The following is a 24,154-nucleotide window of genomic DNA, read 5'->3' on the forward strand; positions in this document are numbered from 1 at the left end:
CCGGAATCTTACATGGCGGGAGTTCGACTGGCTGATGTCAGGCATCGATATTGAGCAGCCAAAGGCGATTAAGACTACATGAAAAAGATACACATAAAACTTGTTTTTCAGCACTTTCAATCCCTATAAATCTGCTGTTTTTCTGGGAAGATCCCCTGTTTTCTGGTATAATAGAAATATCAGAAACAGGAGGAAAAAGCAGTGGCAGACAGTTCCAAAGATATCCAGCTCCGTGAGCTGAAGGACATGATCAATGATCTCAAAAAAATGATAAAAACACTTCAGGCAACTGTCGATGCTGCCAATAAACGAGAAGAGGCCCTCACCCAGGAACGGGATAACCTGAAAGAGGAAATAGACCTTCTCCGTAAAAAACTGTTTGGCACCTCCAGCGAAAAAAGAATACCCGACATTCCAGGCCAGCTGAACTTTTTCAATGAGGCTGAATTGGAACAGGATCCAAAAGCTGCAAAAGCGGAAGATCTTGAAGCACTTCTTCCGGGAAAAACAGGAAAAAAACGAAAAGCAAGAGTTACAGATGCTGAGCGTTTTAAAGGTGTTCCAGTTGAAAAAAAGTATCTGGACCTGTCTGAGGAAGACAAACTCTGTCCCGTGTGTGGTACTCCACTGAAAGAGATCGGGGAGGAGTTTGTCCGCCGGGAACTAGTTTTTGTCCCGGCAAAACTGAAAGTATATGAATACTACAGTAAAAACTATGAGTGTCCGCAGTGCAGCCTTAGTGATCTTCCAGTTATCAAAAAAGACAAAGATGGCAGAGCCCATATGCTCTATGGAATAACTTCCGCCGGTACGGTTGTCTGGGTAATGTACCAGAAGTTTTGTAATGGCCTTCCGTTCTACCGCCAGGAAAAAGACTGGAAACAGTATGGTGTGGCAATCACCAGAGCTACTATGGCAAACTGGGTGATCCGGAATTCTGAGGCATTTTTTCTTCCCATGTATGAATACTTCCACAGAAAGCTTCTGGAACGGGGATTCGCAATGGCAGATGAAACGCCTCTGCAGGTTCTGCATGAACCGGAACGCCGTGCACAGACAAAATCATATATGTGGCTGTTCCGCAGCGGCGAAGACGGAGGACCGCCTATTATCCTCTATAAATACTCGGAGACCCGGGCAGGGGACAATGCCGTTGATTTCCTCCACGGCTTCAAGGGCTATCTGATGTGTGATGGCTACAGCAGATACAATAAAGTTCCGGATGCAAAGCGCACAGCCTGCTAGGCGCACATCAGAAGATATCTGACCGATGCCATCCCAAAAGGAAAGGCTCTAGATTATACCCAGCCATCCGTACAGGGAATGCTGTATATTAACCAGCTTTTCCATATGGAAGATGTGATCAAGTCAAAGTATTCTTCCTTCGATGCTGTCAAAAAGGCTCGTCTTGAAAAAGAAAAGCCGGTAGTAGAAGGCTTTTTGTCGTGGCTTGATCAGCAGGACCCTACCCGTGGGAGCAAAATGGACAAAGCTGTCACCTACATTCAGAACCGCCGTTCTTATCTTTCCACCTATCTGGAAGATGGACGCTGCAGTTTTTCTAATAATCTCAGTGAAAATGCGGTCCGTCCGTTTACAGTTGGCCGTAAAAATTGGCTGTTCTGCGACACACCAAACGGAGCCCGGGCCAGCGCCATTGTGTATACAATGGTAGAAATGGCAAAAGCCAATGGAGTAAACGTCTATCACTATCTTACCTATCTGCTTGAAAAACTGCCTGATGATAGGATGAGTGATGATGAATTAGAACTTCTGGCACCGTGGAACGAAACCATCAAAGTGGAGATTGAACGTCGTGCAAACGAATCAAATCAATCATATGTGAATTGTCAAGGTGCTCCGGCTACTGAAATGTAGCCGGGGATTTTTTCTATCATACCTAAAATTTAAGCGCTTACGTTGAAGGGAGGGAAGGGAATGAGGATCAAGCAGTTTATGCTTTAAAACCAACCAGTCGAAAATATACTTCTGTTGTTCTTGGAGCGTTTTGCTTCTCAATGTAGGATGAGTGAATACAGGGAGGTAAAAGAATCATGCCCGATGGCAAAATAATTGCAATAGCAAATCAAAAAGGAGGAGGTACAGGAAAAACATGTACAACAATGAATTGGGGAATTGGGCTAGCTGATCAGGGAAAGAAAGTGCTGGTAGTAGATACCTACCGATCCACAAGGAGATTTAACTACATCACTTGGCTTTAAAGATATTGATGATCTCCCCATAACATTATCAACAATCATGGGAAAGATCATAGAAGACATTCCAATAGAACCGCAGGAAGTGATCTTACATCATCAAGAGGGAGTAGATTTAATACCTGCTAATATTGAACTCTCCGCAATGGAAATGTCTCTGGTAACTGCAATGAGTAGGAATATGTTCTTAGAAACTATTTGCAACAGGTAAAGCAGGACTATGACTTTATCCTTTTGGATTGCAAGCCCGGCCTTGTTATGATTACTATAAACGCATTATCAGCAGCAGATTCAGTTATAATCCCAGTTCAGGCTCATTATCTTCCGGCAAAAGGGGTGACGCAGTTGATCAAAACTATTGGAAAAGTAAAAAGACAGTTGAATCCACAATTAAAAATGGAGGGAATCTTAATTACGTTAGTAGAAGGAAGGACAAACCTTGCAAAATTTGTTTCTACAACATTACGCGAGCAATATGGAACTGCTGTTAAAGTGTTCAAGACAGAAATTCCGAAGGCTATTGCTGCCGCAGAGACATCTGCCGAAGGGAAGAGTGTTTATGCTTACGATAAAGATAGTTTAGTAGCAAAGGCATACGAATCGTTCACGAAGGAGGTGTTGAGAGATAGAGAAAAGCAAAGGCATAAGTCTGGACCCGCCCTCAGTCGATGACCTGTTTACGACACAGGAAAAGCGGGCAGAACAGAACCTTGAAAAGGTAATGGACATTCCTGTTGATCCGATCGATGACTTCCTAAACCATCCATTTAAAGTATTGGATGATTCAGAGATGATTGATCTAAGTACCAGCATAAAGGAATATGGCGTGCTTGTTCCAGCTTTAGTCAGGCCAAAAGAGGATGGACGTTATGAGATGGTATCGGGACATCGGCGAAAGCATGGAACCATTCTGGCTGAAAAGACTGATCTTCCATGTATTGTCAGACATTTGACAGATGACGAAGCAATTTTGATTATGGTGGATAGCAACCTTCAAAGAGAACACATTTTGCCGTCAGAAAAGGCTTTCGGACTGCACACCATCACCGGCGCAGGCCATTAAAATGAAATCATTCTTAAAAGAGGGCAAGTTAGAAGCACCGATGATTGCGTCGATCCTGCAGAAGGAAAAGCCAAACCAAGTCGAGCAATTTAAGATTCCACAGAATCGTATCAGCAAATATTTTCCAAAAGGGACGCCGAAAAAGAAGATGGAGGATACGATAGTCTCTGCGTTAGAGATGTACCAAAAGAGGCAGAGAAACAAAGATATGGAAAGGTAAAATTTCATGTTGTTTTGAGCAAGGTCCACGGAAATACACCAAGAGGGAAGTGGGATGTTCCACTAAATGGTGAGAAAAGTTTGTGTTCCCCTCTCCACACCTCACCCCTTCAGATCTATTTCGATTGAGTCTGGCAATGCATCTGAGATTGATCCAGAGAGCGGGATACCAGTTGTGACAATAGATTCAGAGGAACAATGAGCAGGTAGGCAGCCTTACCATTGCAAAGACTGGGGAACAGCTGCAATCAATTACTGTAGACTCTTTGTTGGAAAATTGAACAGAGAAAGTGCTTGCATAACCACATACAATGGATTATAATAACCTATAGAATAGAGAAAATTCTTCGGGGTCGGGTGTAATTCCCAACCGGCGGTATAGTCCGCGACCTGCTATTTTCGGATAGTGGCTGAACTGGTGCAATTCCAGTACCGACAGTAAAGTCTGGATGAAAGAAGAAATTTATGCCATCAAAAGCGTATTTTTTTAGCCCCGGATAATATCCGGGGCTTTTCTTTTGGGATTTTTTGGAACACAGAAAATTCTGTTATGTACGCGGCCGACATGATTTCCGGGAAGATTTTCTTTCTTTTCAATTCAATTTTTTTAATTAAAGGAGAGAAACGACTATGAGCACAGAGACAAATGTAGTATCAAGGACACAAAGTAAAATTGGCGTCCGCACAATCGCACAGATCAGCATGTTATCCGCAATTGCAACAGTATTGATGCTGTTCGAGATTCCACTGCCGTTCGCACCGGCATTTTATGAGATCGACTTCAGTGAAGTTCCGGTACTGGTAGGCTGCTTCGTCATGGGACCTATGGCAGGTGCCGTGATCGAGCTGGTAAAGATCCTTCTGAACTTTATTATCAACGGCACGATTACAGCAGGTGTCGGCGAGATCGCAAATTTCCTGATCGGGTGTGCATTATGTGTTCCGGCGGGATTGATTTATAAGAGGAACCGTACAAGAAAGAATGCCATTGTGGGAATGGCTGTTGGCACTGTATTTATGACGGTAATTGGATGTGCACTGAATGCATATATCCTGCTTCCAACTTATGCCGCGGCATTTGGAATGCCGATTGATTCATTAGTGGAGATGGGGACGGCGGTGAATGCACATATTACAAGTTTATCCACATTTGTATTCTTTGCAGTCGGACCATTTAACCTGCTGAAGGGTACACTGGTTTCCCTGATTGTATTTCTGATTTATAAGAAGATCAGCCCGATCTTTAGAATGAGATAAATAAGAAGATACGAAAGACGCTGTCCTGAGCGGAATGCCCGGGCAGCGTCTTTTCTTTTGTCCAATATCCTCTTACCGATGCCCAGCGACCTTTGGCCGTTTATGAGTAGACAATTATAAAAAACTCGGATAAGATAAAGAAAAAGAGGGAAGACATTATTACTAAACGGTACGGCAGGAGGGAAATGGAATGAAGGTGGAAATAGAAAAGATAGATAAAGAGAAGCCGGAGACCGCAAGGCTGATGGTACATGAGGAAGATGAAAGTATCAGGAGGTTATCCGGTTTTATAGAGCGGGAGAATTATAAACATATGCTTCTCTCCTGTTATAAGGATGACGAGATCCATCAGGTGAAATGCAGAGAGATTTTTTATATCGAATCGCTGATGGAGGTACAGTACATCCATATGAATGGGGAAATCTATTGTACCAGAAAGCGGCTGTATGAATTGGAAAGGATTCTGCCGGTGGAATTTGTGAGGGCATCAAAGTCGGTCCTTCTCAATATGACAAAGGTGGAACGTTATAAGCCCATACCTGGCGGGATTATGATGGCGGAATTTGAGAATGGTGACAGTACCTATATTTCCAGAAAATATTTAAAAGGCCTTCGGGCACAAATTAAGGAGGGATTGTTATGAGAACGCACGGAATATCAGAAGAAACAAAGGAAAAAGTACTTGATGGATGCTTTTTTGGGTTGGTTTTATTTGCCAGCACGGCAGTGTATCTGAGTTTTTCAAAGAATACGGCTACGATTGCAGGAATGCTTAAGTTTATCCCTGTTGCGTTAATTGTGTATCTGCTTGTGGGCAATGTGATTATCTGGCTCTATAACAGGCCGGGAAAGAGAAAAATCGGTCAATGGTTTAACGGGGCAGCGGCAGTTTACTGGATTTCGATTTTCACAACTGTATTTGTATCTCTGTCAATTCTTTTGCCCGGAGTCCTGCGGAATATCGTTCTGGTGAACATCGCAGTGGCTTTTATATGCTGGATAGTGGATTATCGTTCCTTTAAGAAAATAGCGGAAGAATTAAACGGGGAAGTTGTGAAGGGGCGGTACCTTGTCGTGGATTTAGAGGAATGCCCCAGAAGTGTGGATGCATTTTGCAGGGAAATAGAAGATTACTGCAGAAAGAACAGGATCACGCTGGAGTTCATTACGAGGGGAAAGCCCGCGGTAGTTAAGATGGACGGTCAGACATACCATGTGGAACTGGATTCCTTCTATTCCCAGTTCGGACCGATGTATGCACTGAAATTTGGACAATATTATAAGAAATAGGCATCTGCCTGTGACTCAGTAGAAAAGCAAAACATACCTCCGGCCTAGTAACCGCCGGAGGTGTGTTTATTTCATAGGAAAGTACGTCCTATGAAATCCCCCCCTCCGGGGGATGCGCACTGCGGCGTATAAGGTAGATGTCGCGATGCGACCGCCGCAGGCGCGAGTTTCGCAAGCGAAACTCTATTTCATATCTTGAATTTTTTCATTCGGTAAAAATAGTAAATGATAAATAGGACTGCCGTAGAAATCCATGTAACCGGATAGCTGAAAATGATGGCCGGAATGGTCGGTTTAATCTTGAGCGCGCCGATGATCCATACCACTCTCAGCAGGCAGATCCCACACATCGTAATAATCATCGGGATTACAACGTCACCGATCCCCCTCAGGGAACCTGACAGTATTTCGATGATTACGAATACGATATACCACGGTGTGATAAGCAGGAGCATTTCGGAGCCAATCCGGATTACTTCGGCATCATTCGTAAACAGGCGGAACAGGAAGGTACGGGCCACAATGAGGAACAGCACAAGTACTCCGGACATAATAAAATCAATGCCAAGGCAGACGCGGGTGCTCCGTTTGATACGGTCCATTTTTTTGGCACCGTAATTCTGCCCGACGAAAGTGGTGATTGAAATTCCGAAAGCACTGCTGACCATCCAGAATACAGCATCCAATTTCCCGTATACGGACCAGGCTGCCGCAGTATCTGTTCCAAAGTCATTCAGGGCGGCCTGTATGATTACATTTGTAATGCTGTACATTACGGACTGGAAACCGGCGGGAAGCCCGATGTGAAGCTGGGACTTCAGTACGGATTTGTGCAGCCGGATCTGCCGGATAAAAAGCTTCAGGATGCCGTCGGAAATCATGAGCTTTCGCGTGACAAGCACGGCGCTGCAGGCCTGAGAGATTAGAGTAGCCAGCGCGACTCCGAGAACCCCCATGTGGAATACTACAACAAACAGAGTATCCAGTATAATATTCATTACACAACAGAAAATCAGGTAATAAAGCGGATGCCTGGAATCCCCGACTGCGCGCAGGACGCTGGACCCCATATTATATATGAAGACAAATAGAATTCCGGTAAAATAAATACGCAGATACATCGTAGAGTCCGCCATGATTTCTTCCGGGGTATGCATCCATTCGAGCATAGACGGAGCCAGTACGATCCCGAGTACACTAATGACGATACTTCCGGCTATCGAAAAAGCATAGGCAGTATGCAGGCTCTGACGTACGGTGCGTTCGTCCTGTGCCCCAAAAAACTGCGCAATCACGACGGAAGCGCCGGAGGACAACCCGGTAAAAAAGCCGACGATCAGGTTGATAATCTGGGTGGAAGACCCTCCTACACTTGCAAGGGCTTCTTTACCCACAAAGTGTCCGACAATAACCGTGTCAATTGTATTATAAAGCTGCTGGAAAAAGGTTCCGAATACAATCGGAAAAAAGAACAGAAGAAGCTGCCTCCAGATGACTCCTTCTGTGATCTGATTTACATTTGAATTTCCCCGTCTCATTTCTAAAGCCTCACTCTAAATAAAATTTTTCTTTTGCAGATGAATCCGCCTTTATGAATTTCCCCTTTGGCGGACACCGTTACTGTGCGTCCTGAAAGGGCACGGACAATAACGATTTTATGTGATATGGCTACTATATCATGAAAAATATCGGCTGTCGATAGATTGTTTCCGGATTGACAGCGATCGGTAAGCAGTCATGTAAATCCAAAATAAATTTAGAAGAAAAATACAATAATGGAAGAGAATGCAAGGATGTGATATTATGAAATAAGATTAAAAAGGAGGACAAAAGATATGCCGCGAATGAAAAGAAGAGACAGAGAGATAGAAACACGGGAGGAGATGCTGCATGTACTGGATACATGCAAGGTGATACGAATCGCGATGTATGATGAGGATGGAATCTATCTCCTTCCAATGAACTTCGGATATACATATGAGGGAAAAGAATTGATCTTCTATCTCCACGCCGCTCTGGAAGGAAAGAAACTGGACCTGCTTCAGAAAAATCAAAAAGTAGGATTTGAACTGGACTGCGACCATGAGCTGATCGAAGGAAGGGTTGCATGCCAGTATGGCTTTCGCTATGCCAGTATTGTCGGACAGGGAAAGGCGGAGATCATAGATGATTCCGCAGAAAAAATCAAGGCACTCAGCATATTAATGAAGTGCCAGACGGGAAAGGACTTCGAATTTAACGAACGACTCGTATCAATTGTGTCAGTCATTAAGATTACAGCAGAAGAATTCAGTGGGAAGCGGAGGGAATAATCTGTAAATTTACATTTGTTTAACCGAAGTTTGAACTGTATTTGATTGTTTCTTAATACTGATATTGCTATAATTTCAATGCTATTTATAACGGATGCTACAGGCCGGAGAAAGATTGAGAGGAGAATTTTTACATTATGAAGAATTATAAGTTACTGACGCCGGGACCGCTGACGACGACAAATACCGTGAAGGAGGAGATGCTTTTTGACCACTGTACCTGGGATGATGATTATAAAGTAATTACACTTGAGATTAGAAGAAAGCTGCTTGAACTTGCGCACGTATCGGAAGAGGATTACACAGTAGTGCTGATGCAGGGAAGTGGTACTTTTGGCGTGGAGTCTGTGCTGACCAGTGTTGTCGGAGATGAGGATAAGCTGCTTATCATAGCAAACGGTGCTTATGGCGAGCGGATGGAAGATATCGCGAAGCACGCAGGAATCCCGTATATGATTCATCATGAGGTATACTATAAAGTGCCGGATGCGCAGAAAATTGCGGAAATACTTGATCAGAATCCGGACATTACACATGTATCTATGGTTCACAGTGAAACAACATCCGGGATTCTCAATGATATTGAGGCTGTATCAAAGGTTGTTAAGGAAAGAAACAGAACCATGATCGTCGATGCAATGAGTAGTTTTGGCGGTGTGGATATCCCTGTTGGGGAATGGGGAATTGATTTTATCGTCAGCAGTGCGAATAAATGTATTCAGGGTGTGCCGGGATTTTCATTCATCATCGCCAATAAACAAAAATTGGTCGAGAGTAAAGGTAAGGCGAGGAGTCTTTCACTGGATCTGTATGACCAGTGGGCGACGATGGACAAAGACGGTAAATGGAGATTTACATCACCAACACATGTTGTACTTGCATTTTCACAGGCACTTAAAGAAATGGAAGAAGAGGGAGGCATTCCGGCGAGAAATAAGAGGTATACGGATAATAACAAACTTCTTATTGAAAAAATGGCAGAACTGGGAATACATCCTTATATAGAAGCAGAACATCAGGGGCCGATCATTACGACATTTTTCTATCCGGAGAATCATAAATTTTCATTTACTGACATGTATACATACATCAAAGACCGCGGATACGCCATTTATCCGGGGAAAGTGACAGAAGCCGAGACTTTCCGTATCGGTAATATCGGTGAAATTTATGAAGAGGATATTTTGAAATTAATCGAAATTCTTACACAATTTTTAAAGGAAAATAATGAGTAAAACAAGGAGATACGTAATGAACAGAAAAATTGAGGCAGTCATATTTGACTGGGCCGGTACCACGGTAGACTACGGTTGTTTTGCGCCGGTACAGGCTTTTGTGGAAGTATTCCGCAAAGCGGGAATCGAACCTACGATGGAAGAGGTAAGAAAGCCGATGGGGATGCTGAAAAGGGATCACATTAAAACAATGCTGGCGATGCCAAGAATCCGGGAGCAGTGGATTGAAAAATACGGGCAGGAGCCGGGGGAGCCTGATATAGACAGGCTGTACGAGTCCTTTGAAGAAAATCTGATGGGGATTCTGGACCAGTTCGCAAAGCCAAAGCCATATGTTCTGGAGACTGTGGCGAAACTGCGTGAGAAGGGCATTAAGATCGGTTCAACAACAGGCTATACCGACGAAATGATGGCGGTTGTTGTGCCAAAGGCAAAAGAGGAAGGCTACGAGCCGGATGCCTGGTTTTCACCAAATTCTGTGGGAAATGCCGGAAGGCCTTATCCTTACATGATATTTAAAAACATGGAGGTTCTTAGAATCACATCCACAGCTAATGTAGTAAAAGTAGGGGATACCGTATCCGACATCAAAGAAGGAAAAAATGCGGGTGTATTTACTATTGGAGTGATCGAAGGAAGCTCAGAAATGGGACTCACGCAGGAGGAATACGAAAGACTTCCCCAGAGTGAGAAAGACAGTCTTGTTAGAACTGTGGAAAAGACATATAAAGAAGCAGGGGCAGATGCGGTCATTCGGAATATGAGTGAGCTTCTGGAAGTGCTGGTGATTGACTAAAAATGAGAATATTCTGAAAATGGAGTGCAAAGGGGTCTGACCCCTTTGCACTCCATTTTCAGAATATTCTCATTTTTTTCGTACCGGACCGCAGGAATTTATTGGGTGGAATAAAAGGAAATAAAAAAGTTGACAGATCTGATTTTTTGTAGTAGAATGCGTTTTGTAACAAATTTGTAATATCTGTAATAAGTTTGAAATGATAAGCATATATTTTATTACAAGCTTATTACAAACACGTAAAGATATTGCAACAAATCAGGAGGGTATAAATATGTTACAGGGAAAAAAATTTATAAAGGTATTGTCGGCGGTTACCGTATGCACGATGTTTACTGCCGGGTTTACAACGCAGGCGGCTTCTTCGATGCCGGAAGCGTTTACAATTGATACTGTAGATAAAGGGGAGAATACAGAAGCAATTGGCAGGATTCCAGCATTGGAGATGAAAGATACGAAAAAGGCTGCAACAGATGCAAAAACAGCTTATGATGCGGAACAGCGCAGGATAAAAGAAGAGCAGGAAAGAATCGCGGCGGAGGCACAGCGTGCTGCCGAGGAGGCCCAGCGGGCGGCGGAAGAGGCCCAGAGAGCGGCGGAGGAAGAAGCGGCGCTCTCTGCGGCGGCAGAGGCGTCAGCCATGCCGGTTGCGGCGGGGGATCAGGAGCTTCTGGCATCCATTATCTTTTGTGAGGCGGGAAACCAGCCGTATGACGGACAGGTTGCTGTTGGAGCCGTTATTATGAACCGCGTGAGAAGCGGTGTGTATCCGAACAGTGTTGCTGAAGTCATATATCAGTCAGGACAGTTTGGACCGGCTATGACGGGCTGGCTGGACAGTGTGCTTGCAAGTGGCGGATATACTGACACTGCAATGCAGGCAGCAGCAGATGCGATTGCAGGAGCGAATCCGATCGGGGACTGCCTTTACTTCGGAAACGGAGACTGGGGAATTCAGATCGGGGATCATTTCTTCCACTAATTCTATAAACAAAAAATCCGCGTACGGGCCGGCAAAGGGCGTACGCGGATTTTTTTCATAAAGGCCATAACTAAAATTTTATATCAAATTTGGAAAATGCGTCCGCAAATGCATTATTAATCGGTTCCTGAGCTTCTTTTGCCTGTTTTTTCAAATAGTTATTCACATCTTTCTTATTCGCACCTTTTCCTTCTTTGCTCCGGCGTTCCTGAAAAGCGCTGAGCTTTTCTTTGTGCCCGCAGGAGCAGATGAAACGCTGGCCATCCCCCTTGCCTGTAAGCTCCATCTTCTTGTGGCAGACGGGACAGCGGGCATTGGTATGTCTGGAAATGGTTTCCCTGTGTCCGCATTCACGGTCCTGGCAGACAAGCATCTTTCCGTGTTTTCCATTGACTTCGAGCATGTATTTGCCGCACTCCGGGCATTTGGTGCGTGTCAGATTATCGTGGCGGAACCGGCCCTCGGCGGTCTTGATTTCCTGTATGAGCCTTTTTGTATAGCCTTCGATTTCGTTCATGAAATCCTGGCCGGACACTTTTCCTTTCGCAATCGCCTGAAGCTTAAGCTCCCAGTCCGCAGTAAGTTCCGGGCTCTTGAGGTCTGCGGGTACGAGATCCAGAAGCTGTTTTCCTTTTGACGTTATATGGATCTCATTTCCCTTCTTCTCCATCAGGAAGCTGTTGAACAGCTTTTCAATAATATCAGCGCGGGTGGCGACGGTTCCAAGTCCTCCGGTCTCCCCAAGTGTACGGATGAGTGTTTTGTCTTTACGCTCCATATATTTTACCGGATTTTCCATAGCACTAATCAGGGTGCCCTCTGTAAAATATGCAGGCGGTTTGGTCTTGCCTTCCGTCACTGTCAGGCTTGTCACATCGAGGGTATCTCCTTTTTTTACTTCAGGGAGTGTCTGTTTCACAAAAGAATCCTCTGCATCGTCATCGTCAGGCTCTTCATAACCGGATTCATAAACCTCCCTCCAGCCGTGCTGCTTTATGATATTTCCCTTCGCAGTAAATGTTTCCGATCCGATGGTTCCTTTTATCACGGTTTCTTCATACTCACAGGCCGGTGAAAGGACGGCGATGAAACGCCTCACGACCATGTCATATATTTTTCGTTCTTCGTTTGTCATATGGTCGAGCTGGACGAATTGCTCTGTCGGGATGATTGCGTGGTGGTCGGATACCTTTGCATTATCGACGAAAGATTTGTCGGCTTTGACCGGCTTCATGGAAAGTCTTCCGGCCAGTCTGCCGTACGGGCCTACAGCGCACGCCTTTAAGCGCTCATTTAACGTTCCCACCATGTCACTTGTCAGATATCGTGAATCCGTACGTGGATAGGTGAGCACCTTATGGTTTTCATAGAGACGCTGCATAATATTGAGCGTTTCCTTTGCGGAAAATCCGAAATGCTGGTTCGCCTCCCTCTGCAGGGTGGTCAGGTCGTAAAGGGCGGGGGAGAAGGATTTCTTCTGCTTTTTGTTGACTTCCCCGATAAGAAGCGGGCCACTGAGCTGTTTATAAAGATTCTGGATGCGGTCACGGTCAAATGTTCTTTGGGAACCGGATTGTGCGTCGATCCATACAAAGCTGATTCCCTTTGCCAGTGCCTTCATTCCGTAAAATGTTTTGGGTTTGAAACTGCGTATTTCTTCCTCCCGCGCCGCAATCATGGCAAGCGTCGGCGTCTGCACCCGTCCGCAGGATAACTGTGCATTATATTTACAGGTCAGGGCACGGGTGGCATTGATGCCTACAACCCAGTCAGACTGTGCTCTGGCAACAGCGGCTTTATAGAGATTATAGTATTCCTTACCGGGCTTTAAATGCGCAAAACCCTCACGGATGGCTTTATCCGTGACTGAGGAAATCCAGAGACGCTTCAGTGGCTTTTTGTTCCCTGCTTTGTCCAGAATCCAGCGGGCAACAAGTTCACCCTCGCGGCCGGCATCTGTTGCAATAATGATATCAGAGACGTCTTTTCTGTAGATCAGTTCCTTGACAGCAGTATATTGCTTCCCGGTCTGTTTGATGACTACCAGCTTCCAGTCTTTGGGCATCATGGGGAGCGTGTCCATAGTCCAAGTTTTATACTGCTCGCCGTATTGTTCCGGGTCCGCAAGTGTGACAAGGTGGCCGAGCGCCCATGTTACAATATAATCCGTTCCTTCTATATAAGAGTTCGTTTTTTTCGTACAGTGGAGAACACGTGCTATGTCCCTCGCTACAGATGGTTTTTCAGCTATTACTAGATGCTTCATTAAAAATCTCCTTTAATTCAAATATGTTGAGTCGTTTTGTATCCTTATATACTATGAAATCCTTTTCCGATAATTTCACTCGTATTGGATATGAGGATAAATGCTTCCGGCTGGTTTTCCTTGATGAAGTTACGAAGCTTTATAGCCTGCGGCCGGTTGAGCGCGGTAAAGATGATATACTTATCTTTACCGGAAAATGCACCCTGTGCCAGGCATACGGTGGCACTGCGGCCAAGTGTATGGACGATGAAGTCACAGATTGGCTCAGGTGTATCGCAGACTACATTAAAATATTTAGAAAGGTTAAAGCTTTCAATAAAGTTATCGATCATGAACGAGCGAATTGCAAGGCCGAGGAAGGAATACAGCCCTGTTTTAATGTCAAACATAAAGCAGCCCGCCACAGTAATCAGGATATCAGTTACGAGAAGTGCGCGGCCGATATCAAAGCTGGAATACTTTTTCAGGATCATGGCAATGATATCGGTACCTCCGCTGGAAGAACCAATATTAAATAAAATTGCAGATCCCAGAGAAGGAAGTGCGATTGCAAAACACAGCTCCAGCATGGGCTGGTCGGTCAATGGGTGTGACATCGGATAGACACGCTCGAGAACAGACAGTGTGACGGAGAGAAGAATACTGCAGTATGCAGTTTTTGCGGCAAATTTCTTTCCTAACACAAGAAAGCCAATGACCAACAATATCATATTCATGACAAATGTAAAGTCACTGGCGGACATGAATCCGGTCTTGGCAACCAGGACTGCGAGACCTGTTATGCCTCCGAACGTAAAATTGTTTGTAAACTTAAAAAAATAGGTTCCGACAGACATGATCAGTGTACTGCCTGTTAATAATAGAAAATGTTTCACTTTTCCGTTCATTTGTATAATCCCCACTATATACATTATTTCGGGGAGCCATTGCATCCCCTGTAAACCTAACCGCATTGTAACGCCGTGAATATCAAAAGTCAACGCATTAAGAAAAGATAATTGGAAATACTAACACTGGATTATGAGGAAGCAGGAGGAAATAAATCTATGTATCAGTATTTAGCGATTCGGGATGTTTACGCAAGAGAAATTATTGATTCCAGAGGGAATCCTACGATAGAAGTAGAAGTGCTGGTCGGTGAGGACACTGTGGGACGCGCCGCAGTCCCGTCCGGGGCATCGACAGGAATGTATGAGGCTGTGGAGCTTCGTGACAATGAAGACCGCTATGGCGGGAAAGGCGTGCAGCGTGCTGTAGAACATGTGAATGACCAGCTCGCCAGGGCGGTTATCGGGATGAACGTGTTTAACCAGACGGCTCTCGACAAGGTTCTGATCAAAGCGGATGGAAGCAAGAATAAAAAGAACCTTGGTGCGAATGCGCTCCTCGGTGTATCCCTGGCGGCCGCAAGAGCAGCGGCAAATGCATTGAAAGTACCGCTGTACCGTTATCTCGGCGGCGTTAATGCACACAAGCTCCCGGTGCCGATGATGAATATCTTAAACGGGGGGGCACATGCGGATAATACACTGGATATTCAGGAGTTTATGATCATGCCTGTCGGAGCATGCTGCTTTAAGGAAGGACTCCGCATGTGTGCGGAGATTTACCATTCATTGAAGAACCTGCTGAAAGAAAACGGACTGAGCACGGCAGTAGGTGATGAAGGAGGTTTTGCACCGGACCTGCCGGATGCAAAAGAAGCCCTTCGGTTTATCAGTGAGGCTGTAACAAAGGCTGGTTACAAAATGGGGGAAGATATTGCGATTGCCCTCGACGTTGCGGCATCCGAGCTGTATAACAAGGACTATAAAAAATACGAATTCCCTGGTGAGAGTAAGATGCAGGGACAGAAAATTATCCGTTCCGCAGAGGAGCTGATTGAGTATTATGAAGACTTATCACTGGAATTCCCGATCCGTTCGATTGAAGACCCTCTTGATGAGGAAGACTGGGACGGCTGGGAACTCCTTACTACGAGGCTGGGGAATGAGATACAGCTGGTCGGGGATGACCTGTTTGTTACAAATGTGGAGAGACTGAAAAAAGGGATTGAACAGAGTGTTGCCAATGCAATTCTGGTGAAGGTAAACCAGATTGGAACACTCACGGAGGCAATTGAAGCGATCGAAATGGCACAGAAAGCCGGATACAAGGCGATCATATCCCATCGCTCAGGGGAAACAGAAGACACAACAATAGCAGATATAGCGGTCGCATTTAATACCGGGCAGATTAAGACCGGGGCGCCCTGCAGGACAGAGCGTGTTGCTAAATACAACCAGTTATTGAGGATCGAAGAAGAATTAGGAAAATAAATTTGGAGTTAGTTGGCAAGCTTTAGTCTTGGCTGGGAAAGGGGACGCTGAAAAACCGGGAAGCCAGCCCCACGCCGGGAGCACCTGTGCTGTTTTAAAGTCCACATCATTTACGTAAGAGCTCCTAAAGACAAAAACAGAGAAAATGGCGGTCCAGCGACATGCAACCCGAAATTTGATAATTTCGGGTTTTAAGTCGCTTCAGAATTTGCCGTGAGACGTCAAATTCTGTCCGTCATTTTTTCTGTTTTTGTCTTAAGAAGCTCTAACGTAAACTTTAGGGCTTTTAAAACAGCACAGGTGCCCCCGGCGTGGGGCTGGCTTCCCGGTTTTTCAGCTGCTGCATCCGGCCGAGGGGATAGAATGCCCACTGGGGAGACTCTAAACGGGGGCAGCGTATCAATTCGCGGTATGGAGCTTAACTGGCGGAAGATGTAATTAAACTTGACATACGATGTCATGGTTTATCTGCTATAATGTAGTTAAATGTTATAAAAAGTTCAGTATTTTACAGCTTAATGGCAAAATGCAGTGTTCCTGCGGTTTTTTCCCCGCATTTGAAATTTGGAGGGGGTACCCGAAAAAGGAGGTGATTGATGTTATGAATGAAAGCCGGCTGTTTAAGATCGTATACTATTTACTTAGCAAAGGACATGCAGCAGCGCCGGAGCTGGCAAGGGAGTTTGAAGTGTCGGTCAGGACGATTTACAGGGATATCGATGCCCTGAGCAATGCGGGGATTCCTGTTTATGCTGAGACAGGAAGGAACGGCGGAATTTACTTATTGGATAATTATGTACTTGATCATGCTTTGTTATCGGATCAGGAAAAGCAGGAGTTATTATCCTCATTACAAAGCTTGTCCGTTCTGGACCATGTCTATGAAAAGGAAATGATGACTAAGCTGTCCGCGCTTTTTCAAATTCAGTCTGATAATTGGTTTGAAGTAGATTTTTCACGCTGGGGAAGAAAAACGAAGGATAACGTCAGATTTGAAAAGCTGAAGGATGCCGTTGTAAATCATGAGACAGTATCCATCGTCTATGCAGGGGCCTCCGGTATGAGATCAAAAAGAGAAATCAATCCTCTTAAGCTTCTATATAAAGCAAAAGAATGGTATGTAAAGGCATATTGTACAGAGAAGGAAGACTTTCGAATCTTTAAGCTGAACCGTATGATTGAACTGGAACCGACAGGACGGCGGTTCAGTCCTGTTCCTTTTCCGGATTGTGAGGATGCACAGAATTTTAGTTACAACAAGATCGTACTTCGTTTCCCGAAGAACATGGCATACCGGGTATATGATGAGTTTGATCCCGGAGAAATAGAGGAACAGGAAGACGGGACGCTTATTGCCGCAGCAGAAATGCCTGAGGATGACTGGCTTACAGGCTATCTGCTTTCCTTCGGGGCACAAGTGGATGTAGTAGAGCCCGCATATCTGCGTGAGGTCATCTCAAATGAAGCAAAAAAGATATTCGAAAAAAATAAACCATGACATAAGATGTCAACATATATGGATTATACTAAAGTTGTAAAACAACAGAAACCAAATATGGAGGAATCAAAAATGAGTGAACAATTTTGTCAATGCTGCGGGATGCCTATGGGGGAAACAAATGAAATGTATGGTAGCAATGCCGATGGCAGTAAAAACGAGGATTACTGCAGTTACTGCTATGAAAATGGTGCGTTCACTTTTCAGGGAACGATGGAAGAAATGATTGAAACATGTGTACCGCATATGGTCTCAGCTAATCCGGGGATGAGCGAGGAAGAGGCAAGGTCTGGCATGATGGAATGGTTTCCAACTTTAAAACGCTGGAAAAAATAAGTAGACAAAGGGAGACTGGTATGGGCGAACAATTCGTAAATATAACCGCGGATAATCTTGAGAATGAGCACCTGTGCTGTGCAATAGCGGATAAAAAGCATCAGGGCGGCGTAGCAGCTAAAAAACAATGGCTGCAGGAGCGGTTTGCAGAGGGACATGTTTTCCGTAAGCTCAATGCAAAAGGAAAAGTATTTATTGAATATGCACCGCTTGAGACGGCATGGGTCCCGGTGTATGGAGATAATTATTTATATATTTACTGCCTTTGGGTATCTGGGTCATACAAAGGGAATGGGTATGCCAAATCACTGTTGGAATATTGTATCAGCGACGCAAAGGCACAGGGGAAATCGGGGGTCTGTGTACTCAGCTCCAAAAAGAAAAAGCCTTATCTGACAGATAAGAAATTTATGGCGAAATTTGGATTTGAAACAGTGGATACTGCTGCAGGTGACTATGAGTTACTGGCACTGTCGTTTGACGGGACGAAACCGCATTTATCTGAGCGTGCAAAGAAAATGGAGACGGAAGAGAAAGAACTGACGATCTATTACGGCATGCAGTGCCCGTTTATCAAAAACAGTGTTTTACAGGTAAAAGATACATGTGAAAAATACAATGTGCCGTTAAATCTGATCGCAGTGGACAGTCTGGAAAAGGCGAAAAATGTACCCGGAATCTTTAATAACTGGGCGGTATTCCGGGACGGGAAATTCGAGACGGTTCAGATGCTGAATGAAGGCGGCATCAAAAAAATGTTGGGGCTGTAGGCTTTAATCATAAGATGAAATGTTGACCGCCGGTGTATTCAGGGTATATGATATAACAAAATCACCGTAAAGGACACCCAGTTTATGTCAGAATATTTTCAGATTTATTTTATTGAACAGGTCTACGGAAAATCCTACATAGTAACCCAGCTTGCTTACATGGCGGCTGCCATCCTGATGCTGAATGATATAAAACTTTCTATAAAAGGAACCTTAAAAAAGGCAGCGGAGACGGCAGTATGTGCTGTCGTGATGTTTCTGCTGAACAGCGTCATCTATATGCTGATCGGTTCAACGAGTAAAGACTGGCTCTCTTTACTCGTTTTTCTGGTGTGTTATGCCGTGTTCCGGAGTAAGTACCGGCTATCCACCAGAATCGTGATGTGCAGCGTATACTATTCGGCGGCATTTCTCAATGTAGTTATCTCGGAACCCTGGGGGGATTTTTTTAACGGCCTTGGATATTCATCATACGGATATCTGGGGATAACGGCTATTTTAAGTATCCTGCTGTTTTTCTTCATGGCATGGTTTTTAAAAAGATTTTCAACGGAGTCTTTCTCTTATACACCTAAATCGGGAGTGATCCTGATGGTGGCAATCTCCGCCCTTGCAGGCATCTCACAGATTGCGTATGCCCTGCTGGCTGAAACACTGTTGAAAGGGACCGTGGCATACAATGTGATTATCAGCCTTAGTTTCTGGCTTCTGGAACTTCTGGGGTATTATATGTTCTATATGATCTCCAGAGAATATGTGCAGAATATGGAATTGGTGGCGATGCAGAGAAAGGCGGAGGTCGATCATGAGATGTATGAGGCCACCAAAAATATATATGAGGAAATGAGCACAATCCGCCATGAGATTAAGAACCATGATATGTACCTGAAGGCACTACTTGAGAAGAAAGAGTATGACAAGCTGGAAGACTTTTTAAACAACAGTTTTTCCCAGAATGCAGAATTGTACCAGTATGTAAACTGTGGCAATACGGTAGTGAATACCATTGCCAATTATGAGGCGTCCTCTGCCAGATCGCATGGAATTACGCTGAAAACCAGAATTATCATTCCAGAGAGACTTCCGTTTAAAGACGCAGAGTTATGTAGTCTTTTGTTTAATCTCCTGAACAATGCGATTGAGGCATGTGATGCCGGGAAATTCGACCGGCCGGTTATCACTCTGGAAATGGAGGCAAAGGGAGCTTATCTGTTTATTACCGTAAAAAATCCCGTGGACGACAGTATGTCCGTAAAAGAGCGGCTGAAGCTGGAGAGTACGAAACGAAATAAAAAAGTGCATGGTTACGGGACAAAAGTAGTAGATATGATTGCACAGAAGTATCATGGTCATGTAAAATACAAGATAACGGATTCCGTATTTACCGCAGATGTGATGCTGCAGATGGAAAAAGAAGCGGCCATAAGGCAAAAGGGAGAGTAAGAGTGGAAAAACTGAGAATTGCCGTCTGTGATGACGAGACATTTGCCCTGGATGTGATCAGAGAGGCTATTGGGAAGGTACTGCAGGAGAAAAAAGTGCAAGGGGAGGTCCGTACCTTCATAAACGCGGAAAGTCTGGAAAAGAAGATGAGGGAGGTTTCCTTCGATCTGCTTCTTCTGGATATTGATATGCCTGTTGTGGATGGAATTGCATTTGGAAAGAAGCTGCGTGGACAAAGGAATAAGGTCGATATCATCTATGTTTCCAGCAGGGAGGACAAGGTGTTTGATTCCCTCCGGGTTAACCCATACGGGTTTATCCGTAAGAATCATTTTCTGGAAGATATCCCACAGGTCCTCGGCGGGTATCTGGATCAGAGGGAAGACGGAAAGGAGAGCCGGGTTGTACTCCAGCTGAAGGACCAGACCGAGACGGTCAATATAGAAGATATTTTGTTCATTGAGGGGGCCAGGAAATACCAGCAGTTCTATATAGCGGGCCGGGAGAAGCCTCTTGCAGTCAGAAAGCAGATGCAGGAGCTGGAGGAAGAATTTAAAGATTATGGTTTTATCCGTATCCATAAGGGATATCTTGTGAACTATAAACACATCCAGGTATTTAAAGAGAATGATGTGGTTCTGGATAATGGGATGAGCCTTCCGATGAGCAGGCGGAAGGCGGCAGAAGTGAAGGATTATTATATGGAACTGATGAAGAATGAAGGCAGCATAATTTTCTAAGGAAGATTATGCTGCTTTTCTGGTGAAAAAAATCTGTCATTGTCAAGTGCAAATCATACCGTTATGTGTACCAGTTGTACCGGCTGAATTTGTTTTTGTACCAGCTAAAATCCGTTGGTGTCAGAAATATTGCGTATGTGTTTTACATTTAATATACTCTCCTCATCAAGTAAAGAAAGGAGAAAAACGGGTGGAAAAGCAAATGAAAAAATGGATGAGGAGGAAACACAATGAAAAAATGGATGCATCCTGTTAAAAAGAAATTCGGAGTCATTGGCTCCATTGCAGTGTCGCTGCTGATGATTATCATGATCGTCGCAAATATCGGTCTGACACGGTATGCAGATACGATCACATATTACTGGAACCTGAATAAGCAGGTGACCGGGGGAAACAGTTCAGAGGCATCAGAAGAAGAAAAGACGGCCACCTTTAATGAGGCACGTGATATTACGAAGGAAGCAGCATCGGAAGGGGTGACGCTCCTGAAGAATACGGACAATGCACTTCCGATGGATACCGACAAAATCAATGTATTCGGGTACCGCAGCGTCGATATTGTATATGGCGGTGCCGGAAGCGGGACCACAAGCGGAAGTGCGGAGAATGAGACCTTGAAGGAATCCTTTGAAAATGAAGGGCTTACGATTAATGAGGACCTTTGGGATTATTATTCCGGGAAATACACGGAAAGCGCGGAGTGGGATGTCTTTAATCCGGACGGTGCAGATTTTTCTGTTTATGACAGCAAGTGTACGGATGTGTCAGAACATATTGATACAGCAAAGGAATTCAGCAATACCGCGGTAGTAGTTCTTTCACGTGTAGGCGGAGAAGGACAGGACTGCCCGCTGGATATGAGTGAGTATACAGATGTGGGCGGTGACGAAGGGAAACACTATCTGGAGATCCAGAGCTGTGAGCAGGAATTGCTGGATCTGGTGAAAGGAAACTTCGAAAATGTAATCGTATTGATTAATTCCTCTCATGCAATGGAACTTGGTTTTCTCGAAGACGAAGGGATTGACGCGGCACTTCAGATCGCGGGACCGGGGGCAACCGGCCTGAGAGGTGTTGCCGATGTTCTGATGGGAACCGTGAATCCGAGCGGCCATCTGGTTGATACCTATGCATACGATTTAAAGAGTGCTCCTTCCTATTATAATATGGGAGACTGCACTTACACGGACTATGATACAAATATGTCCAATAAATATTTCTATTTCGAGGAAAATATTTATACAGGCTACCGCTGGTATGAGACGGCAGCAGTGGACGGCACTGTGGTTACAGTCGGGGATACAACTTATGATTATAAAAACTATGACAGCATCGTACAGTATCCATTCGGATATGGACTAAGCTATACCACCTTCGACTGGAAACTTATAGATTCACAGGTTGACGGGCAGGGGGGCAATATTACCTGCAAGGTGGAAGTAACCAATACAGGGGATACGGCCGGCAAAGATGTCGTCCAATTATACTACAGCGCACCGTATACAAAAGGCGGAATTGAGAAATCGGCGGTAAATCTGGGAGCGTTTGCCAAGACAGATGAACTTCAGCCGGGTGAGTCCCAGACACTGGAACTGACAATGGTATTCGATGATATGGCATCCTTTGATGAAAAAGGAAATGGATGTTATGTGATGGATGAAGGTACTTATACATTTACACTGCGTACAGATGCACATACAGTAAAGGAAGGACAGAGCTTTACTTATGATCTGGCCGGACAGATTATTTACAACGAGGAAAATGACGGCAAGAGATCTACAGATGAAACGGCGGCTGTAGTGCAGGATGAATTTCAGGACGCAGCAACACTGGAGACAAACATGACCTATTTAAGCCGTGCAGATTTTGCTGGAACATTTCCGAAGGTGGAAAGACGTCTGAACCCGACTTCTGTTCCTGAGGAAGTCAAGGCAAGATTAGAGGCTAACGGCCCCGGATCTTCAGTTATGGATATGGATGATGATTCCGTGGAAATGCCTGTACTTGGGGCGGACAACGGATTGACGATCAATGACATGATCGGTCTGGACTATGACGATGAGAAGTGGGAAGACCTTATGGACCAGCTTACGTTAGATGAGCTGACAGTACTGTGCGGAAATTCCGGGTGGTCCACCCCGCAGATAGACTCCATAGAAAAACCAGAGACGGTCGACATCGATGGCCCCCAGGGATTAAATGGATTCAGCTTTAATGATCTTGGACTGAAAATGAACACATATGTATCAGAAGTCCTGATGGGCATGACATGGAATGTGGAGCTCGTTGAAAAAATGGGCAGCATCTATGGGCAGGAAGCAATCAACTGGGGAATTGCCGGTTTGTATGCCCCTGCGATGAATACACACCGTTCTCCATTCGGTGGAAGAAACTTTGAATACTTTTCAGAAGACCCGACCCATGCCGGTATGTTTGCGGCAGCAGAAGTGTCAGGGCTTCAGGGGCAGGGCGTATATGTATATGCGAAACATTACCTGCTGAATACACAGGATACTAACCGGGATGGTGTCGCAAACTGGTGCAATGAACAGGCACTTCGCGAGGTGTATGCAAGACCTTTTGAACTCGCAGTGAAACAAGGGGAATGTACCGGACTTATGACGGAACTGGGACGAATCGGAACCTCATGGAGTGGTGCAACTTATGCATTATGTACCGTACTTCCACGTGATGAGTGGGGGATGAAGGGGAAGGTGATCACAGATGGTGTAGGACCGGGAGGTTCCTATTACATGCTCCCTGACTATGCACTCCGGGCTGGAAATGACATGATGCTGACAAAAGCCAGCGGTGACTGCGGCTTTACGTCTGCCACATTGAAGAGCGGTTATGGTGTAACAAAAATGAGAGAATCAGCAAAGAATATCCTGTATGTATATGCAAACAGCGAGGCACCGAATATGTATACATACGAAGGCGGATTCTCAAACTGGATGTGGTTCTGGATTCTGGGAGATGCCATACTGGCCGCTGGAATGATCGCGCTCTTTATGTGCCTGCCGTTCAGGGCGTGGTGCTGCAACAAGAAAAAGGAGGATGACAATGAGTAAAGTAACAGGGAAAAAAGCGAACGAACTGATTCACAATAACGGACTGAACTTCATCTGGCTGGTTCTGCTGCTGACAAGCGCATCCTTTGGAATTGTGTCACTGGCTATTATGATTCTGGCAGTGGGAGACGTGCAGATATTAAGCTGGTCCATCGGATATATACTGACATCCGGAACGAACGACGCGGTACGTATGCCAAGCATCATAGTAACCGTGATCTGTGCTGTGATATTTATATTCTGCCTGTTAAAAAACAAGATTATCAGGGCGGTTGTAAAATAAGCTTCTAATGTGGCAGGAAGGTCAAAATGCTGGGAAATCTTCAGGGTTTCTCAGCATTT

20 protein-coding genes, 2 pseudogenes and 1 riboswitch are annotated in these 24,154 nt (G+C 44.8%); of the genes and pseudogenes, 19 read left to right on the forward strand and 3 right to left on the reverse strand.

The window, feature by feature from the left end:
• Positions 1–201: 201 nt before the first annotated feature.
• The 7 genes and pseudogenes from tnpC to ABIN22_RS22485 all read left to right on the forward strand — a co-directional run bounded on the left by tnpC (position 202) and on the right by ABIN22_RS22485 (position 6,045).
• Positions 202–1,878, forward strand: a pseudogene (gene tnpC, locus ABIN22_RS22455) (IS66 family transposase).
• Between the two features lie 176 nt (positions 1,879–2,054).
• Positions 2,055–2,888 (forward strand): annotated as a pseudogene (locus ABIN22_RS22460) (ParA family protein).
• Positions 2,889–2,937: 49 nt separating this feature from the next.
• Entirely contained in the window at positions 2,938–3,279 is a 342-nt protein-coding gene (locus tag ABIN22_RS22465; RefSeq protein ID WP_346911392.1) for a ParB/RepB/Spo0J family partition protein, read from the forward strand.
• A gap of 1 nt (position 3,280) precedes the next feature.
• Positions 3,281–3,499: a hypothetical protein gene (locus tag ABIN22_RS22470; RefSeq protein WP_346911394.1), complete on the forward strand. Its 219-nt coding sequence runs from the start codon at positions 3,281–3,283 to the stop codon at positions 3,497–3,499.
• A 338-nt stretch (positions 3,500–3,837) separates the two neighbouring features.
• Positions 3,838–3,963: riboswitch (FMN riboswitch) on the forward strand.
• A gap of 165 nt (positions 3,964–4,128) precedes the next feature.
• Complete coding sequence (locus ABIN22_RS22475; protein ID WP_109731322.1) at positions 4,129–4,755, forward strand: ECF transporter S component; 627 nt, start codon at positions 4,129–4,131, stop codon at positions 4,753–4,755.
• Between the two features lie 190 nt (positions 4,756–4,945).
• Positions 4,946–5,398, forward strand: a complete 453-nt coding sequence (locus ABIN22_RS22480; protein WP_346911396.1) for a LytTR family DNA-binding domain-containing protein — start codon at positions 4,946–4,948, stop codon at positions 5,396–5,398.
• Positions 5,395–6,045 (forward strand): DUF4318 domain-containing protein, encoded by a 651-nt coding sequence (locus ABIN22_RS22485; RefSeq protein ID WP_346911398.1) that lies wholly within the window; start codon positions 5,395–5,397, stop codon positions 6,043–6,045. Before ABIN22_RS22480 ends, ABIN22_RS22485 begins: the two co-directional genes overlap by 4 nt.
• A 188-nt stretch (positions 6,046–6,233) precedes the next feature.
• Here the strand turns inward: ABIN22_RS22485 and ABIN22_RS22490 are convergent, their stop codons facing one another.
• Positions 6,234–7,583 (reverse strand): MATE family efflux transporter, encoded by a 1,350-nt coding sequence (locus tag ABIN22_RS22490; protein WP_109731319.1) that lies wholly within the window; start codon positions 7,581–7,583, stop codon positions 6,234–6,236.
• A 306-nt stretch (positions 7,584–7,889) separates the two neighbouring features.
• On the opposite strand from ABIN22_RS22490, the gene ABIN22_RS22495 reads away from it, so the two are divergent.
• The 4 genes from ABIN22_RS22495 (at position 7,890) to ABIN22_RS22510 (ending at position 11,370) form a co-directional block, all read left to right on the forward strand.
• Entirely contained in the window at positions 7,890–8,357 is a 468-nt protein-coding gene (locus ABIN22_RS22495; protein WP_346911400.1) for a pyridoxamine 5'-phosphate oxidase family protein, read from the forward strand.
• A 137-nt stretch (positions 8,358–8,494) separates the two neighbouring features.
• Positions 8,495–9,592, forward strand: a complete 1,098-nt coding sequence (locus ABIN22_RS22500; protein ID WP_109731317.1) for a 2-aminoethylphosphonate--pyruvate transaminase — start codon at positions 8,495–8,497, stop codon at positions 9,590–9,592.
• A 16-nt stretch (positions 9,593–9,608) separates the two neighbouring features.
• Positions 9,609–10,388 (forward strand): phosphonoacetaldehyde hydrolase, encoded by a 780-nt coding sequence (phnX, locus tag ABIN22_RS22505; RefSeq protein WP_346911402.1) that lies wholly within the window; start codon positions 9,609–9,611, stop codon positions 10,386–10,388.
• Between the two features lie 274 nt (positions 10,389–10,662).
• Positions 10,663–11,370 (forward strand): cell wall hydrolase, encoded by a 708-nt coding sequence (locus ABIN22_RS22510; protein WP_109731315.1) that lies wholly within the window; start codon positions 10,663–10,665, stop codon positions 11,368–11,370.
• Positions 11,371–11,440: 70 nt separating this feature from the next.
• On the opposite strand, the gene ABIN22_RS22515 is transcribed toward ABIN22_RS22510, so the two are convergent.
• On the reverse strand, positions 11,441–13,636 hold the full coding sequence (locus ABIN22_RS22515; protein ID WP_346911404.1) for a DNA topoisomerase III: 2,196 nt from the start codon (positions 13,634–13,636) through the stop codon (positions 11,441–11,443).
• A 44-nt stretch (positions 13,637–13,680) separates the two neighbouring features.
• Positions 13,681–14,523, reverse strand: a complete 843-nt coding sequence (locus tag ABIN22_RS22520) for a YitT family protein (protein WP_109731313.1) — start codon at positions 14,521–14,523, stop codon at positions 13,681–13,683.
• Between the two features lie 159 nt (positions 14,524–14,682).
• On the opposite strand from ABIN22_RS22520, the gene eno reads away from it, so the two are divergent.
• The 8 genes from eno (at position 14,683) to ABIN22_RS22560 (ending at position 24,095) form a co-directional block, all read left to right on the forward strand.
• On the forward strand, positions 14,683–15,954 hold the full coding sequence (eno, locus tag ABIN22_RS22525) for a phosphopyruvate hydratase (RefSeq protein ID WP_109731312.1): 1,272 nt from the start codon (positions 14,683–14,685) through the stop codon (positions 15,952–15,954).
• Between the two features lie 601 nt (positions 15,955–16,555).
• Positions 16,556–17,452, forward strand: a complete 897-nt coding sequence (locus tag ABIN22_RS22530; protein WP_346911407.1) for a helix-turn-helix transcriptional regulator — start codon at positions 16,556–16,558, stop codon at positions 17,450–17,452.
• Between the two features lie 72 nt (positions 17,453–17,524).
• A complete protein-coding gene (locus ABIN22_RS22535) occupies positions 17,525–17,788 on the forward strand; it encodes a zinc ribbon domain-containing protein (RefSeq protein WP_346911409.1) in 264 nt (87 codons plus the stop codon).
• A gap of 20 nt (positions 17,789–17,808) precedes the next feature.
• Positions 17,809–18,558: a GNAT family N-acetyltransferase gene (locus ABIN22_RS22540; protein WP_346911411.1), complete on the forward strand. Its 750-nt coding sequence runs from the start codon at positions 17,809–17,811 to the stop codon at positions 18,556–18,558.
• An 84-nt stretch (positions 18,559–18,642) separates the two neighbouring features.
• Positions 18,643–20,001, forward strand: a complete 1,359-nt coding sequence (locus ABIN22_RS22545; protein ID WP_346911413.1) for a sensor histidine kinase — start codon at positions 18,643–18,645, stop codon at positions 19,999–20,001.
• Between the two features lie 2 nt (positions 20,002–20,003).
• Complete coding sequence (locus ABIN22_RS22550) at positions 20,004–20,741, forward strand: LytR/AlgR family response regulator transcription factor (RefSeq protein ID WP_118621798.1); 738 nt, start codon at positions 20,004–20,006, stop codon at positions 20,739–20,741.
• A gap of 230 nt (positions 20,742–20,971) precedes the next feature.
• Positions 20,972–23,812 carry a glycoside hydrolase family 3 C-terminal domain-containing protein gene (locus ABIN22_RS22555; RefSeq protein WP_346911415.1) on the forward strand — a complete coding sequence of 947 codons (2,841 nt, stop codon included), beginning with the start codon at positions 20,972–20,974 and terminating at the stop codon, positions 23,810–23,812.
• Positions 23,805–24,095, forward strand: a complete 291-nt coding sequence (locus ABIN22_RS22560) for a hypothetical protein (protein WP_109731307.1) — start codon at positions 23,805–23,807, stop codon at positions 24,093–24,095. The genes ABIN22_RS22555 and ABIN22_RS22560 overlap by 8 nt, the downstream gene beginning before the upstream one ends.
• Positions 24,096–24,154: the final 59 nt, after the last annotated feature.

This window comes from Faecalicatena orotica (genome assembly GCF_905197545.1).
Taxonomy (GTDB): domain Bacteria; phylum Bacillota; class Clostridia; order Lachnospirales; family Lachnospiraceae; genus Faecalicatena_A; species Faecalicatena_A orotica.

What these genes read in the sequence shown, in the direction of transcription:
- ABIN22_RS22535 (WP_346911409.1), top strand. Translation starts at nt 17,525, where the DNA reads ATGAGTGAACAATTTTGTCAATGCTGCGGGATGCCTATGGGGGAAACA.
- ABIN22_RS22540 (WP_346911411.1), top strand. Translation starts at nt 17,809, where the DNA reads ATGGGCGAACAATTCGTAAATATAACCGCGGATAATCTTGAGAATGAG.
- ABIN22_RS22555 (WP_346911415.1), top strand. Translation starts at nt 20,972, where the DNA reads ATGAAAAAATGGATGCATCCTGTTAAAAAGAAATTCGGAGTCATTGGC.
- eno (WP_109731312.1), top strand. Translation starts at nt 14,683, where the DNA reads ATGTATCAGTATTTAGCGATTCGGGATGTTTACGCAAGAGAAATTATT.
- ABIN22_RS22545 (WP_346911413.1), top strand. Translation starts at nt 18,643, where the DNA reads ATGTCAGAATATTTTCAGATTTATTTTATTGAACAGGTCTACGGAAAA.
- phnX (WP_346911402.1), top strand. Translation starts at nt 9,609, where the DNA reads ATGAACAGAAAAATTGAGGCAGTCATATTTGACTGGGCCGGTACCACG.
- ABIN22_RS22510 (WP_109731315.1), top strand. Translation starts at nt 10,663, where the DNA reads ATGTTACAGGGAAAAAAATTTATAAAGGTATTGTCGGCGGTTACCGTA.
- ABIN22_RS22515 (WP_346911404.1), bottom strand. Translation starts at nt 13,636, where the DNA reads ATGAAGCATCTAGTAATAGCTGAAAAACCATCTGTAGCGAGGGACATA.
- ABIN22_RS22480 (WP_346911396.1), top strand. Translation starts at nt 4,946, where the DNA reads ATGAAGGTGGAAATAGAAAAGATAGATAAAGAGAAGCCGGAGACCGCA.
- ABIN22_RS22560 (WP_109731307.1), top strand. Translation starts at nt 23,805, where the DNA reads ATGAGTAAAGTAACAGGGAAAAAAGCGAACGAACTGATTCACAATAAC.
- ABIN22_RS22470 (WP_346911394.1), top strand. Translation starts at nt 3,281, where the DNA reads ATGAAATCATTCTTAAAAGAGGGCAAGTTAGAAGCACCGATGATTGCG.
- ABIN22_RS22475 (WP_109731322.1), top strand. Translation starts at nt 4,129, where the DNA reads ATGAGCACAGAGACAAATGTAGTATCAAGGACACAAAGTAAAATTGGC.
- ABIN22_RS22520 (WP_109731313.1), bottom strand. Translation starts at nt 14,523, where the DNA reads ATGAACGGAAAAGTGAAACATTTTCTATTATTAACAGGCAGTACACTG.
- ABIN22_RS22465 (WP_346911392.1), top strand. Translation starts at nt 2,938, where the DNA reads ATGGACATTCCTGTTGATCCGATCGATGACTTCCTAAACCATCCATTT.
- ABIN22_RS22495 (WP_346911400.1), top strand. Translation starts at nt 7,890, where the DNA reads ATGAAAAGAAGAGACAGAGAGATAGAAACACGGGAGGAGATGCTGCAT.
- ABIN22_RS22490 (WP_109731319.1), bottom strand. Translation starts at nt 7,583, where the DNA reads ATGAGACGGGGAAATTCAAATGTAAATCAGATCACAGAAGGAGTCATC.
- ABIN22_RS22485 (WP_346911398.1), top strand. Translation starts at nt 5,395, where the DNA reads ATGAGAACGCACGGAATATCAGAAGAAACAAAGGAAAAAGTACTTGAT.
- ABIN22_RS22500 (WP_109731317.1), top strand. Translation starts at nt 8,495, where the DNA reads ATGAAGAATTATAAGTTACTGACGCCGGGACCGCTGACGACGACAAAT.
- ABIN22_RS22530 (WP_346911407.1), top strand. Translation starts at nt 16,556, where the DNA reads ATGAATGAAAGCCGGCTGTTTAAGATCGTATACTATTTACTTAGCAAA.